This is a genomic window from Chryseobacterium sp. CG10_8 (assembly GCF_058117085.1).
This window is the reverse complement of record NZ_JBYVEB010000093.1, coordinates 1-11,273: the sequence shown is the minus strand read 5'-3', so window position 1 is coordinate 11,273 and position 11,273 is coordinate 1. Positions and strand designations below refer to the sequence as shown.

Sequence of the window (11,273 nt, the reverse complement as noted above, 5' to 3'; positions counted from 1 at the left end):
ATATAATCAGCAAAAGGATTCGGATAGATATTAACATTATCCTTTATCGTACTAAGGTCAGAAGTCCCTAAAACGTTAGTTGTGGTTACTAGTAAAGTGTACGTACCTTCAACTCCATTAAGGGTTCCGTCATAGTGATGTTGGCAACGCCTATTACATCCAATTTTTCTACAGGTAATTATAGAATTAAATTCAGCGCAAAAGGTTCATCAGCAGGTTTCCAACTTGAAGTAGGAACTTTATCAGATGTTTCTAACCAAGCAATTTTTTCCATTATTGGTTCACCAATTACATTGACTAACGGTTATGTAGAATACACGGTGTATATCCCAAGTGGAAGTAATCCAGTAGTTGCTTTCAGACATGGTCTTGGAGCAGTAGGTAGAAATATATATATCGATGATATTATTGTTGAACAGAATCCAGCTTGTGTTATACCTCAAAATTTAGCGGTTAATATGATTGGAAGTAATTCCGTTCAAGTTTCTTGGACAGCTTCGATTTCTAATCCATCAAGTTATGAATTTTATTATTCAACTTTAAATATTAGCCCTAATTCAGCCACTACAGCAAATGTTACTGGAGTAACAGGAACTAGTACAACGATTTCAGGTCTTAATACAACGACCCTTTATTATCTTTGGATGAGATCTCGCTGTGGTACTTCTAGTGCAAGTGAATGGACAGCGGTACCAGTTAGTTTTATAACAAAATGTACAGCTCCTTCTGTTTTGTCAGCTACAGGTGATACCGCTTGTCTTAACGGAATGGCAGATTTAGCGGCAACCGCTGATCCAGGAGTGGTTATCAATTGGTACGATGCAATGACTGCAGGTAATTTGGTGGGTACAGGAAGTACCTTTACAACACCAGCGTTGACTTCTACAACTAATTATTATGTTTCGGCTTCTAATGTAGAAAGTATTACTGGTGGAAAAGATGCACCAACTCCGACTCCAACTTCTGGTGCTGGTAGTTCAAATGCAGGACTTGTATTTGATGCTTATTCTGATATTAAAATCAATAAGGTTACCGTTTATCCTAATTAGTTCAACTGGCGCTTCTGGAACAATTGTTATTGATGTAATTAACTCTGCAGGTACTGTTGTTAAAACAGGAACTTTCAATGTAGTGGGAGGAACAACATCAGCTTTGGTACCTAATGTACTTGATCTTAATTTTGCAATTCCTGCTGGAACTAACTACAAAATGAGATTAGGAGCTTTGACAGGTGTAACTGGTTTGGCGTTTGATCCAGCTGCTAATGCGCCTGGTTCAACTTATCCATATCCTTATAATATTGGATCAACAGTGATGATACAGACAGTTACGGTGACAGCAGCTCCAACCAATACACCAAGATTAGATCTTTATTATTTCTTCTACGATTGGAAAGTATCTAAAGTTTGTGAGTCGACAAGAACTGCAGTTACTGCAACAGTTGATACTAGTTGTAATGCTTTATCGACCAGTGAAGTAGTTTCTGATAAATTAGAATTCAAAGTTTATCCTAATCCATTTGAGGATGCAGTTAATATTTCTAATATTAGAGAAGTCAAATCAATTTCTGTGACTGACATGTCTGGAAGAATCCTAAAAACAATCGATCAGCCAAGTGCAGAAATCAGATTAGGACACCTTCAAAAGGGAATGTATATCCTAATTCTTAAACTAAAAGACGGAAGCAATAGATCTGTCAAAGTGATTAAGAAGTAAGATTATAGTATCATATTTTTTGGAGCGGCTTCGTAAGAAGTCGCTCTTTTTTTGAAGTAATATTTATCAGTTTATCATTTTGATATTATCAAAATTTAGTAATTTGCCGAAAATCCTAAAAAATGAAACTGAAAGACGTTATCGCTCAAATTGAAAAAAGATATGCCATTCGACAAGCTGAAGATTTCGATAATGTTGGACTTTTGTGTGGACGTATGGAAATGCAAGTCAATGGGATTTTGATTAGTCACGATACTTTAGAATCTGTTGTAGATGAAGCTATCAAGAGGGGAGCTAACTTAATTGTTAGTTTTCATCCTATCATTTTTTCTGGGTTAAAATCGATTACTGGTAAAAATTATGTGGAAAGAGCGGTATTGAAAGCACTTGAAAATCAAATTGCCATATACGCACTTCATACAGCATTAGATAATGATTATTACGGGGTCAATGATCGTATTTTGAAAGAGTTAGGCATTGCAGAATCACATATTTTAATGCCTAAAAAGAATAACCTCAAGCAGCTAACAGTGTATGTTCCTACAACTCATGTTGAAGAGGTCAAAGAAGCACTTTTTCAAGCGGGAGCGGGGAATATCGGTTTCTATGACGAGTGCAGTTTTAGTGTGTCAGGAAATGGAACATTTCGCCCTTTGGAGGGATCCAATCCATTTTCGGGGCAACAAAATCAGCGCGAAGATGCAGATGAAAAGATGCTGTCTGTTATTTTCGAAGATTATAAAACTCATCAAATTCTTTCCGCCGTCAAATCTGCACATCCTTATGAAGAGGTGGCTTATCAGGTTTACGCATTAGATAACTCCAACCAATTTTCTGGGCTTGGGAAATATGGAGATTTTTCTGAAGCAAAGTCTGAAATGGATTTTCTTCAATTTTTGAAAGAGAAGTTCAATATTTCAGTGATTCGTCACTCGGGATTTGTTGGAAAACCTATTAGAAGGATAGGGGTCATTGGAGGAAGTGGCGCAAGTGGAATATCATCGGCAATTTCGCTAAAATGTGATGCTTATCTAACTGGAGATATGAAGTATCACGATTTTTTTCAAGCAGAGGGAAAAATTTTATTGTGCGACATCGGTCACTTTGAGTCGGAACAATTTGTGGTTCAACAAATTTTTGAAGAATTATCGGAAAAATTTACTAAATTTGCAGTCTTGAAATCTGAAGTAAAAACCAACCCTGTAAATTATTTTACCTAAAGAATATGTCTAAAAAAAATAATGAAATCTCCGTTGAAGAGAAGCTAAGAGCACTTTATGATCTACAAATTATAGATTCTCGATTGGACGAAATCCGTAACACAAGAGGAGAACTTCCGATTGAAGTAGAGGATTTGGAAATTGAAATTGAAGGTCTTGAGAAAAGAGCAGAGAAGTTTCAAAATGAGATTAAAGATCAAAACGAGGAAATCAAAGCTAAAAATGAGTTGATTAACCACGCCAAAGTTTTGATGGAAAAGTATACAGCGCAACAAGATAAAGTTCGTAATAATAAAGAATTCGAAGCGTTGGCAAAAGAGATTGAATTTCAGGATTTGGAGATTCAATTGGCAGAGAAAAGAATCAGAGAGCATAATGCTAAAATTGCTCATAAAAATGAAACTTTGGACGAGTTGACTTCAAAAATTGATGACTTGAAAACTCACTTGAAGTTCAAAAAAGAAGAATTGGAAGGGCTGATTTCTGAAACTCAAAAAGAAGAAGAATATCTTATTCAAAAATCTGAAGAATTTGCACAAAATATCGACGAAAGATTATTGAAATCTTATAAAAGAATTCGTGAAAATTCCGGAAATGGTCTTGCTGTAGTAGGACTTGAGAGAGGGGCTCCAAAAGGTTCTTTCTTCACTATTCCACCTCAGAAACAGATGGAGATTTCTCAAAGAAAGAAGATTATCATCGACGAGCACAGTGGAAAGATTTTGGTTGATGATGATTTGGTCAACGAAGAGGACGAAAAAATGAGAGAAGTGATTAAGTTTTAATCCATCAATCATTTAAAATATATAAAGCCACAGAATTTCTGTGGCTTTTTCTTTGGGGTTATTTTTCGATTTAATTGGTGGACTTTTTACTTTTTCAGCATTTAATCTTACAAAAAAGATTGGTCAAATGAGAAAGGTAAAAGGTCTCGGATAGATTTGGTTTTCAATATTTCACCATCGAGAGAAGCGAAAAATATTTCGATTTCCTCTTCTTGTTGAGCTTCATACTCCAAAATGGATTGGCGGCAAGCTCCGCAAGGAGGGATGGGCACTGAAGAAATTGCTTGCTTGGGCGCTCCAATTACAAACAGTTTTTTTATTTTGATATTTGGAAAATTGGCAGCGGTCCAAAAGATTGCGGTTCTTTCAGCACATAACCCCGAAGGATAAGCTGCGTTTTCTTGATTGTTGCCCGTTATGATTTCATTGTTTTCCAACAAAATAGCGCAGCCAACTAAAAAATTAGAATAAGGAGCATGGGCTTTTTCCCGTATTTCCTTTGCTGCATCAAACAATTTTTTCTCCACTTCGCTCAATTCATGATATCCTGCGATAGAAGTGTATTGAATATTAATATGTTTTTCCATTTCAAAATTAGTGGAGAGTAAAAGTACAATTTTTTTTAATATTCAGAAGGATTTTATTATCATTACACTTCAATAAAATTTTGTCAAATGCTTTATTCCAAAATAAAATTCAGGAACTTAGAATTACCCAATCGGTGGGTGATGTCGCCCATGTGTATGTATTCTGCAGAAGATGGATTGGCTAACGATTTTCATTTGGTTCACTATGGAAGCAGAGCACAGGGTGGAGTAGGATTGATTGTGTTAGAAGCTACTGCGATTGAACCCCGTGGAAGGATTACCGACAGATGTCTCGGGATTTGGAATGATGAGCAGGCGGAAGAACTTTCAAAGATTGTAGATTTTGTTCATAAAAATTCAGCCTCAAAGATTGGAATTCAATTAGCGCATGCTGGGCGAAAAGTATCGACTTGGAATGGAGTTCAGACTACTTTAGAGCAAGGTTGGGAAACCATTGCTCCAAGTGCGATTCCTTATAAAGATGATGAAAGAATTCCTCACCAGTTGTCTGTGGAAGAAATCAAAGAATTAATTTCGGAATTTCAAACAGCAGCAAAGAGATCTATTGATGCTGGTTTTGATGTTATTGAAATTCACGCAGCTCACGGTTACCTTCTTCATCAATTTCTTTCTCCTCTTTCTAATGAGAGAAATGACCAATATGGAGGAAGTTTCGAAAACCGAGTTCGGTTTTTGTTGGAAGTAGTTGATGCGGTTAACTCGGTTTTGGATGATCAACATCCTTTATTTGTGAGGATTTCGGCGACAGAATATGCAGAAAATGGATGGGATATTGAGGAAAGTATCGAATTATCTAAAATTTTGAAATCTAAAAATGTTGATTTGATCGATGTTTCCAGTGGAGGAAATATTAAAGGAGCAAAAATTTCAGTTTTTAATGGATATCAGGTTCCATTTGCTTCAAGAATTAGAAAGGAAGCGGAAGTGTCAACAGGCGCAGTTGGTCTAATCACAGATGTAGCGCAAGGTGAAGAGATATTGAAAAATGGGGATGCAGATTTGATTTTTGTAGCAAGAGAGTTATTAAGAAATCCATATTTGCCTATTCATGGAGCCTTTAAGGCGAAGGAAGATTGCTTTTTTCCACATCAGTATGATAGAGCAAGATTATGATTAAAGATAATATTGTAATTTTGAAACGTTAAACACAAAATATGAGTGCAGAGGATTTTATGCTTCCATGTCTTAATAAGAAGCTTTTTGGAATCGAATGCTTTGGTTGCGGTGCTCAAAGGGCGCTTTGGATGGTTGTTAATGGAGACTTTGCAGGAGCGTTTCATCTGTTTCCAGCTATTTATACTATTATTTTGTTTGTTTTTACTTGCGGGTTGCATTTTATTGATAAAAAAAGGAGTTACGGAAAGCTTATTACTTTTTTGGCGATAATTAATGCGATTATTATTGTATTTTCTTACTTTTATAGAAATTTTTGTCCAGTATCAAATTAAAACTATTAAAAAACATATTTATGGAACATCAAAAACTACCCAATGCAACTGCGGTCATGGTACTAGGAATCGTATCAATCGTTTTTTGCTGGTGCTATGGAATTATTGGGATTATTACAGGAGGAATTGGTTTAGCTTTAGCTGGAAAAGATCAAAAGCTATATGCTGCTAATCCAGAGTTGTATGACAATTACGAAACGCTCAAAATCGGAAAAATCCTTAATATCATCGGATTGGTATTATCGGTTTTAGCTATATTCTATTTTGTATGGATTTTTTCTGTAATTGGAATGGAAGCTTTAACTGATCCAGAATTGTTGCAAGAACGTCTTGAAGAACTTCAAGGTCGTTAGATAATAAAAAATCCCGAAGAAATTTCTTCGGGATTTTTTTATCGAGCATCATCCAACATCTTTATTTTTGAGGAGGATAGTTTGCCATAATTTCTTCTACAATCTGAGGAATTTGTTTTTGTTTTGCTTTTGGAGAGTCTACGGAGATTCCGCTACCGATTCCTTGCCAAACTAATTTCTGAGTTCGGGCATCAATCAAATCTACGATAAGAGCACCTTCGTTATAATTAGAACTCCAAGTTTGGCTATATCCAACTCCCCATCCAAATGGACCGCCCCAACCATACATTCCGTATGGACTACCACTATTAATATCTGTAACTTTTTTGTGATTAGCCTTTACATTAACGATTAGATCCGGATTTTCTCCAACACTAAGACCTCTCGTTTTCAGTTGTTTCGAAACTTCGTTAAGGACTCTGTCTTTGTCGATGTCGTTAAGTTGAAGATCGTCAATTCTTAGTTTGTAAGTTTTATAGTTAGTGAAGTTTACACTTTCTGCGTAATCGCTTCGCACTTGAAAAGGACTACAAGATGTTAATCCCAAAGTAGCTACTGTCAAAGCTAATAAAACGTATTTTTTCATCGTAATAAATTTATTTTTTAGGTTTTACAAAACGATCTGTTTTTTTGTCGTATCCATAAGGACAATGTTTGCAACCACTTTTACAACAATATCCACGTTTGAGATGATATTTTTCTGTGAAAACGCGGTACCCTTGCTCGTTGATATAATAGTCCTCATTCTCTTTGATGTTTTGTTTCGTCATTGGTTAAATCAAAAATAAAAAAAATGGTACTTTTGTTTTCATGATAATTGTATGCCAAACCATTCTCAAAAATACAAAAATTAACGGGATAACCTTGTATCCGTTTATTTTATTAAGAAAGAAGGAGTTTCGTGATAATGAGGTATTGATTAATCATGAGAAAATTCATCTTAGACAACAGGTAGAATTATTGATTATTCTATTTTATATCTGGTATGTTATTGAGTATTTTTATTGGTATATAAGGTTAGGAGATAGTTTTATGGCTTATCGATATATTTCCTTTGAGAGAGAGGCTTATGCGATGGAGAAGGACTTTGGTTACCTCAAGAAGCGAAAGCTCTGGAGTTTTTGGAAATACATAGGTAAGTAGAATTTTTTAATTTCAATTGTCATTATGGAGATTCCAGAAATTAAGATTCCGATTACAGAAATCACCTTGCATCATGATGTAAGGCTATTTTTGAAACGTGAAGATTTAGTACATTCCGAGATTTCTGGGAACAAGTATTGGAAATTATTTTATAATATCAGATCCTACCTTAATTCAGCGCCTAAAGATCCTATTTTAATTACTTTTGGCGGAGCATATTCTAACCATATTTATGCAGTTTCCGCCTTAGGAAAGGAGATGGGACTTCCAACTTTGGGAGTGATAAGAGGAGAGGAGCTGGAGTATAAAATCAACGAAAATCCAACCTTGAAATCATCTCAAGAAAACGGAATGCAGTTTCGATTTGTCTCAAGACAAGAGTACAGAGGTAAGGACTCCATCGCAGCTCAACTTAAAAAGCTCTATCTCAAAGGTCTTATTATTCCTGAAGGTGGAACCAATCAATTGGCGATTGAGGGGATTCAGCATATGCTTTCGGAAGAAACCAAACAATTTCATTATCTTTGCAGTGCGGTTGGGACCGGAGGAACTATTGCGGGGATTTCAAAATTTTGTGAAGATAACCAGCGTGTTATTGGTTTTGATGTCGTTGGTGAAGACGATTTGGAAACTAAAATTTTCAAATTTTCAGGAAGAAATAATTTTGAATTACTCAAAGCAAGTCCTCTGCGTTATGGAAAAATTTCAGATGAAGAAATTTTATTTATTAACGAGTTTCACCGTAAGTTTGGGATTCCTTTGGATCCAATTTATACAGGGAAAATGATGAAGAAAATATTCGACTTAATGGAGGGAGGTTATTTTCCTAAAGGGAGTAAAGTATTGGCTTTTCACACAGGTGGATTACAAGGTATAGCGGGAGCCAATCAATTTCTAAGAAACAAAAAAAGGAAAGAAATCAATTTCAAGATTTGAAAATGAAAAAACAAATTTTAGTTTTTATTACAATTTTTGGTACTTTAAAGTTGTTTGCTCAGGCTTGGAGCAATGACGACCAGTACATTCAGAACTTTGCGCAATATGCGGTAGAAGAAATGGAAAAATACAAAATTCCGGCTTCAATCACACTTGCACAAGGACTTTTAGAAACAGGTGGTGGACAAAGCCGACTTGCTTTGGAAGGTAAAAATCATTTCGGGATTAAGTGTAAAGAAGATTGGACAGGGAAGACGATGAAACACACTGATGACGCTCCTAATGAGTGTTTTCGAGTTTATGACGACCCGAAACAAAGCTATGAAGACCACTCCAAGTTTTTAGCATTTAGAAAATTTTACGCTGGACTTTTCAAATTGGACCCCAAAGACTACAAAGCTTGGGCTCATGGTCTTAAAAAAGCTGGATATGCGACCAATCCTAAGTACGCATACATTCTTATCGCTAAAATTGAAAAATACAAGTTGTACGAATTCGATAATATTGACTCCAAAAATGTGTATGCCACCATTTTGAAGATGTATCCTGATTTAAGTGGAGACCAAGCGTTTCTTGCAAAGATGGATAACAACAATTCGGCGAGAAAAGTGGAAGCAAAAGTCGAAAAACCAAAAGCTGTTCGTCCAATCCCAGAAAGGGTCACTAAAACTGAAAAATTACTTACAAAAGAAGAAGTTCTTCAGACGATTTTAGTTAAAAATCATCCAAACGGTGGAATCAAATATTTTGTCGTTCCTCAAGAAATCGAATTAGCTTTGGTTTCTCAGAAGTTCGGGATTTCTGAAGACCATTTGAAAAGGTATAACGAATCAGCAAGCGATGTACTTAAGAAGAACGAGATTGTCTTTTTGGAACCCAAAAAATCAATCGGAAACGTCCCAACCTATCGCGCAAGTGTCGGTGAATCTATGTATGATATTTCTCAAAAATTTGGAGTAAAGTTGGATAAATTATATTCCAAAAACCGAATGGAAAAGGGGATGCAACCACGCGTTGGAGATACGATTTTCTTACAAAATTATAAACCAAGAAATTAATATAGAGACGCTGATGATGGCGTCTTTTTAACTTTATTTTATTCATATGAAATATCAAAGGAGTTCTGCGCTGTTTTCCGAAGCGCAACAGTATATTCCAGGTGGAGTTAATTCTCCAGTCCGTGCCTTTAAGTCAGTTGGAGGAGTTCCAGTTTTTATGAAATCAGCGAAGGGAGCTTATCTTACCGACGTTGATGACCATCAATATGTAGATTATATTAATTCTTGGGGACCAGCCATACTTGGACACACGCATCCAGAAGTTTTGGAGGCGATAAAAAAGCAAGCTGAAAATGGATTTTCTTATGGTACACCAACCGAATTAGAAACCGAAATTGCAAAATTTATAGTTGATCAAGTTCCTAATATCGACCAAATTAGAATGGTTTCTTCTGGGACTGAAGCTTGTATGAGTGCGATTCGTTTGGCAAGAGGATATACAAAGAGGGATAAAATTATCAAGTTCGAAGGTTGTTATCATGGTCACTCAGATTCTTTTTTGATTAAGGCGGGAAGTGGTGCTGCGACTTTTGGTAATCCTAATTCTCCAGGAGTTACCCAAGGAACGGCGAAGGATACACTTTTAGCAAGATATAATGATATCGAACAAGTTGAAGACTTATTCCGACATAATCAAGGAGAGATTGCAGCGATAATTATTGAGCCTGTTGCTGGAAATATGGGCTGCGTCTTACCCGAAAATGATTTTCTGCAAAAACTTAGAAAAATCTGTGATGAGAACGGAACTCTTCTCATTTTTGATGAGGTGATGACGGGATTTCGTTTGGCTTTTGGAGGAGCTCAGGAAGCTTACAATGTGAAAGCAGACTTGGTAACGTATGGAAAGGTAATCGGAGGAGGTTTGCCAGTTGGTGCTTTCGCTGGGACTAAGGAAATTATGAGTCATCTTGCGCCCAACGGTGCGGTATATCAGGCAGGTACTCTAAGCGGAAATCCGCTTGCTATGAGAGCTGGTCTTACGACTTTGCAATTGATCAAGAAAGATGAAAACTTTTTTCAAAAAATAAATAAAACAACCGAAACTTTAGATTTTGAAATTGGAAAAATTCTTAATGAAAAGGGAATTGCGCATAGGATCAACAGAAAAGGAAGTATGATGTCTGTGTTTTTCCACATTAATGCGGTTTCTAATTTTGATGAAGCAAAAGCGGCTGATCATGCATTATTTAATAACTTTTTTCACCAGTTGTTGAAAAGTGGAATTTACCTTCCGCCAAGTGGTTATGAAACTTGGTTTATTTCTTCTGCTATTGGCGATTCCGAAGTCGATAAAACGTTACAAGCGATTAGAGATTTTCAGTTTGGATAGGAGTGTTTTGGGATTGAATTTAGTATTTAATAAAAATTAAATTATAGAATGAAAATTCTTTGTATTGGTCGTAATTACGGTGAACACGCAAAAGAGTTAGGGAACGAAATTCCTGAGAATCCTGTTATATTTATGAAGCCGGACACAGCGGTTTTGAAAGGTCGTGATTTTTACATCCCTGAATTTTCTAACGACGTTCATTACGAATTAGAAGTTGTACTTAAGATTTCTAAAAACGGAAAGTATATACAGAAAGAGAATGCATCTTCACATTATGATGAAATTGGGTTAGGAATTGATTTTACTGCGAGAGATTTGCAATCCGAACTTAAGTCGAAAGGACTTCCTTGGGAACTTGCGAAAGCTTTCGATAGTTCGGCTGTTGTTGGTGATTTTTTCCCTAAATCGAAATTTGATTTACAGAATTTGACTTTTCATTTAGATAAGAATAAAAGCATTGTGCAAGAGGGCAATACCATGGATATGTTGTTTTCTTTTGATGAAATTATCGCTTTTGTTTCTCAATATTTTACTTTGAAAACGGGTGACCTTATCTTTACTGGAACTCCAAAAGGGGTTGGAAAAGTTGAAGAAAATGATGAATTGAAAGGTTTTTTGGAAGGAACAGAAGTTTTATCAGTTAGGATACAATAAGTTGAATTTTGTATAAAAATAT

At 35.8% G+C, this 11,273-nt stretch carries 15 protein-coding genes; 12 read left to right on the top strand and 3 right to left on the bottom strand.

The window, feature by feature from the left end:
• Positions 1-137 precede the first annotated feature (137 nt).
• From AC4AGG_RS12990 to AC4AGG_RS12975, 4 genes are all read left to right on the top strand, one after another.
• The gene (locus tag AC4AGG_RS12990) at positions 138-1,049 is read left to right on the top strand and encodes an immunoglobulin domain-containing protein (RefSeq protein WP_489772438.1); all 912 of its coding nucleotides are present in this window, start codon (positions 138-140) and stop codon (positions 1,047-1,049) included.
• Positions 1,000-1,716: a T9SS type A sorting domain-containing protein gene (locus tag AC4AGG_RS12985; protein WP_489772437.1), complete on the top strand. Its 717-nt coding sequence runs from the start codon at positions 1,000-1,002 to the stop codon at positions 1,714-1,716. The genes AC4AGG_RS12990 and AC4AGG_RS12985 overlap by 50 nt, the downstream gene beginning before the upstream one ends.
• Before the next feature lie 122 nt (positions 1,717-1,838).
• A complete protein-coding gene (locus tag AC4AGG_RS12980) occupies positions 1,839-2,936 on the top strand; it encodes a Nif3-like dinuclear metal center hexameric protein (protein ID WP_489772436.1) in 1,098 nt (365 codons plus the stop codon).
• Positions 2,937-2,941: 5 nt separating this feature from the next.
• A complete protein-coding gene (locus tag AC4AGG_RS12975; protein WP_489772435.1) occupies positions 2,942-3,721 on the top strand; it encodes a zinc ribbon domain-containing protein in 780 nt (259 codons plus the stop codon).
• 107 nt (positions 3,722-3,828) lie between these two features.
• Here AC4AGG_RS12975 and cdd read toward each other — a convergent pair whose 3' ends face one another.
• Positions 3,829-4,308: a cytidine deaminase gene (gene cdd, locus AC4AGG_RS12970; RefSeq protein ID WP_489772434.1), complete on the bottom strand. Its 480-nt coding sequence runs from the start codon at positions 4,306-4,308 to the stop codon at positions 3,829-3,831.
• A gap of 87 nt (positions 4,309-4,395) precedes the next feature.
• Between cdd and namA the strand changes: the two genes are divergently transcribed.
• The 3 genes from namA to AC4AGG_RS12955 are packed head-to-tail and all read left to right on the top strand — an operon-like array spanning position 4,396 to position 6,130.
• Entirely contained in the window at positions 4,396-5,442 is a 1,047-nt protein-coding gene (gene namA / locus AC4AGG_RS12965) for an NADPH dehydrogenase NamA (RefSeq protein ID WP_489772433.1), read from the top strand.
• Between the two features lie 41 nt (positions 5,443-5,483).
• Positions 5,484-5,777, top strand: a complete 294-nt coding sequence (locus AC4AGG_RS12960) for a DUF2752 domain-containing protein (RefSeq protein ID WP_489772432.1) — start codon at positions 5,484-5,486, stop codon at positions 5,775-5,777.
• Between the two features lie 20 nt (positions 5,778-5,797).
• Entirely contained in the window at positions 5,798-6,130 is a 333-nt protein-coding gene (locus tag AC4AGG_RS12955; RefSeq protein ID WP_489772431.1) for a CCC motif membrane protein, read from the top strand.
• A 61-nt stretch (positions 6,131-6,191) separates the two neighbouring features.
• Here AC4AGG_RS12955 and AC4AGG_RS12950 read toward each other — a convergent pair whose 3' ends face one another.
• A complete protein-coding gene (locus tag AC4AGG_RS12950; protein ID WP_489772430.1) occupies positions 6,192-6,716 on the bottom strand; it encodes a DUF4136 domain-containing protein in 525 nt (174 codons plus the stop codon).
• A 10-nt stretch (positions 6,717-6,726) separates the two neighbouring features.
• A complete protein-coding gene (locus tag AC4AGG_RS12945; RefSeq protein ID WP_489772429.1) occupies positions 6,727-6,900 on the bottom strand; it encodes a C1orf53 family protein in 174 nt (57 codons plus the stop codon).
• Between the two features lie 40 nt (positions 6,901-6,940).
• On the opposite strand from AC4AGG_RS12945, the gene AC4AGG_RS12940 reads away from it, so the two are divergent.
• Genes AC4AGG_RS12940 through AC4AGG_RS12920 form a run of 5 tightly spaced genes read left to right on the top strand, consistent with a single transcriptional unit; the run spans position 6,941 to position 11,251 of the window.
• Complete coding sequence (locus AC4AGG_RS12940; RefSeq protein ID WP_489772428.1) at positions 6,941-7,273, top strand: hypothetical protein; 333 nt, start codon at positions 6,941-6,943, stop codon at positions 7,271-7,273.
• 24 nt (positions 7,274-7,297) lie between these two features.
• On the top strand, positions 7,298-8,209 hold the full coding sequence (locus AC4AGG_RS12935) for a 1-aminocyclopropane-1-carboxylate deaminase/D-cysteine desulfhydrase (RefSeq protein ID WP_489772427.1): 912 nt from the start codon (positions 7,298-7,300) through the stop codon (positions 8,207-8,209).
• A 2-nt stretch (positions 8,210-8,211) separates the two neighbouring features.
• Positions 8,212-9,267 carry a glycoside hydrolase family 73 protein gene (locus AC4AGG_RS12930; RefSeq protein ID WP_489772426.1) on the top strand — a complete coding sequence of 352 codons (1,056 nt, stop codon included), beginning with the start codon at positions 8,212-8,214 and terminating at the stop codon, positions 9,265-9,267.
• A 46-nt stretch (positions 9,268-9,313) separates the two neighbouring features.
• Positions 9,314-10,597, top strand: a complete 1,284-nt coding sequence (hemL, locus tag AC4AGG_RS12925; protein ID WP_489772425.1) for a glutamate-1-semialdehyde 2,1-aminomutase — start codon at positions 9,314-9,316, stop codon at positions 10,595-10,597.
• A gap of 48 nt (positions 10,598-10,645) precedes the next feature.
• Positions 10,646-11,251, top strand: coding sequence for a fumarylacetoacetate hydrolase family protein (locus tag AC4AGG_RS12920; RefSeq protein WP_489772424.1), 606 nt, complete (start codon positions 10,646-10,648; stop codon positions 11,249-11,251).
• Positions 11,252-11,273 lie beyond the last annotated feature (22 nt).

Excerpts from the sequence above, each read along its gene's own strand:
- AC4AGG_RS12990 (WP_489772438.1), top strand. The coding sequence starts at position 138 with ATGTTGGCAACGCCTATTACATCCAATTTTTCTACAGGTAATTATAGA.
- AC4AGG_RS12985 (WP_489772437.1), top strand. The coding sequence starts at position 1,000 with ATGCTTATTCTGATATTAAAATCAATAAGGTTACCGTTTATCCTAATT.
- AC4AGG_RS12980 (WP_489772436.1), top strand. The coding sequence starts at position 1,839 with ATGAAACTGAAAGACGTTATCGCTCAAATTGAAAAAAGATATGCCATT.
- AC4AGG_RS12975 (WP_489772435.1), top strand. The coding sequence starts at position 2,942 with ATGTCTAAAAAAAATAATGAAATCTCCGTTGAAGAGAAGCTAAGAGCA.
- cdd (WP_489772434.1), bottom strand. The coding sequence starts at position 4,308 with ATGGAAAAACATATTAATATTCAATACACTTCTATCGCAGGATATCAT.
- namA (WP_489772433.1), top strand. The coding sequence starts at position 4,396 with ATGCTTTATTCCAAAATAAAATTCAGGAACTTAGAATTACCCAATCGG.
- AC4AGG_RS12960 (WP_489772432.1), top strand. The coding sequence starts at position 5,484 with ATGAGTGCAGAGGATTTTATGCTTCCATGTCTTAATAAGAAGCTTTTT.
- AC4AGG_RS12955 (WP_489772431.1), top strand. The coding sequence starts at position 5,798 with ATGGAACATCAAAAACTACCCAATGCAACTGCGGTCATGGTACTAGGA.
- AC4AGG_RS12950 (WP_489772430.1), bottom strand. The coding sequence starts at position 6,716 with ATGAAAAAATACGTTTTATTAGCTTTGACAGTAGCTACTTTGGGATTA.
- AC4AGG_RS12945 (WP_489772429.1), bottom strand. The coding sequence starts at position 6,900 with ATGACGAAACAAAACATCAAAGAGAATGAGGACTATTATATCAACGAG.
- AC4AGG_RS12940 (WP_489772428.1), top strand. The coding sequence starts at position 6,941 with ATGATAATTGTATGCCAAACCATTCTCAAAAATACAAAAATTAACGGG.
- AC4AGG_RS12935 (WP_489772427.1), top strand. The coding sequence starts at position 7,298 with ATGGAGATTCCAGAAATTAAGATTCCGATTACAGAAATCACCTTGCAT.
- AC4AGG_RS12930 (WP_489772426.1), top strand. The coding sequence starts at position 8,212 with ATGAAAAAACAAATTTTAGTTTTTATTACAATTTTTGGTACTTTAAAG.
- hemL (WP_489772425.1), top strand. The coding sequence starts at position 9,314 with ATGAAATATCAAAGGAGTTCTGCGCTGTTTTCCGAAGCGCAACAGTAT.
- AC4AGG_RS12920 (WP_489772424.1), top strand. The coding sequence starts at position 10,646 with ATGAAAATTCTTTGTATTGGTCGTAATTACGGTGAACACGCAAAAGAG.